The organism is Pantoea sp. K16, from assembly GCF_048452805.1.
In the GTDB taxonomy this organism is placed as follows: Bacteria; Pseudomonadota; Gammaproteobacteria; order Enterobacterales; family Enterobacteriaceae; genus Pantoea; species Pantoea agglomerans.
The window spans coordinates 1-1404 of the sequence record NZ_JBLWNV010000032.1 but is presented as its reverse complement, the minus strand read 5'-3'; the positions used below and the strand labels follow the sequence as shown (position 1 = coordinate 1404).

Below are 1404 nucleotides of genomic sequence, written 5' to 3'. Positions count from 1 at the left end.
CCGCTGCTGTTTGCCGTGCTGCTGCCCAGCACCGCGCCCGATTGGTCGCTGATGGTCACCACCGCGCCCGCCGCCGCCGTGCCCTGCAGCTCCGGCGTGCTGTCGTCGGTCAGGCCGCCGTTCAGTACCGCGCCGGTGATGCTTCCCGCATCGTCGTTCGCCTGGTCAATGCTCAGCTCCACGCTGCTGCTGTCCAGCCTGAAGGTCGAGCGCTCGCCGCGGGTTTCGTTCCCCGCCGCGTCCGTCACCTTCACCTGCCAGCTGTAATCGCGGTCCGTCAGCGTGCCCAGCGAAAGTGTCCAGTTGCCGTCCGCGTCCGCCACCGTGCTGCCTGCCGGCGTGCTGCTGTTGTCCAGATATACCGTCACCGTCGCGCCCGCTTCCGCCGTGCCCTTCAGCACCGGCGCGCGGTCGTCGGTTACCCCGCCGCTGGCGACTTCGCCCTGCACCTCACCCTGGGCGTCCATCAGCGCCGCCACGGCCGCCTCCGGTGCCACGGTGTCCAGCACCACGTTAAACGCGCCGGTCTCCGCCGAGGAAACCCCCGCCGCGTTCACCGCCGTCGCCGTCAGGTCATAGCGGCCGTCCTCGCCCAGCGCCGCCGTGGTAATGCTCCAGCGGCCGTTGTCATCCGCCACGCCCGACCCCGCGTTTACCCGGTTGCCGTCCGCATCCGTGGCCCACACGATGACCGTCAGCCCCGCGCCCGCGGTGCCGTTCAGCGTCAGCGTGCCGTCGTTGGTGAACTGGCCCTTCTGCAGGAAGCCGCTGTCCGCGTCTTCGCCCTGGCTGTAGTCGTCCACCACGTTTTCAATCGCCGGCTGCGCCGGGGCGCTGGTCAGGACACTGAAGTCCCACGCCGCATCCGCCGTACCGCTTACCTGCGGGCCTTCATTGCCCGCCGCGTCCACCGCCGCGACCGTCAGGGCGTGCGCCCCGCTGCTCATCGCGCTGTCCGGCGTCCAGCTCCACTTGCCGTCCGCCTCTACCGCTGCGCTGCCGATCAGCTTGCCACTGTCGTAGATATTGACGTAACTGATGTCTGCGGTAGTCGTGCCTGAGTAGGTCGGACGTGCATCGTCAGTGACAGAGCCATCTTCAATCTTGCCCTGTACCGGACCGACGTCATCTGTCAGTGTGATGCTGTCCGCCACTAAACCCGATGTCTGGTTATCCGGCACCGAGGTGTCAACGGTAAAGCTCCAGTCGCCGTCTGCCTGCGGGCCCTCATTGCCCGCCGCGTCCACCGCCGCAACCGTCAGGTCGTGAGAGGTGCCGTCCGCCATATCCTGCTCCGGCGTCCAGCTCCACTTGCCGTCCGCGTCCACCGCTGCGCTGCCGACGAGCTCGCCGTTGTCATAGATATTGACGTGATCGATGTCGGCGGTTGCGTCGCCGGAGAAG

Annotated in this window: 1 protein-coding gene; it reads right to left on the bottom strand. The window is 67.8% G+C overall.

Translation table 11 applies throughout. From position 1 onward, the window contains the following. Nucleotides 1-1404 (bottom strand): Ig-like domain-containing protein (locus tag ACK13D_RS22030; protein ID WP_418797029.1); only part of this gene is annotated, 1404 nt, incomplete at both ends.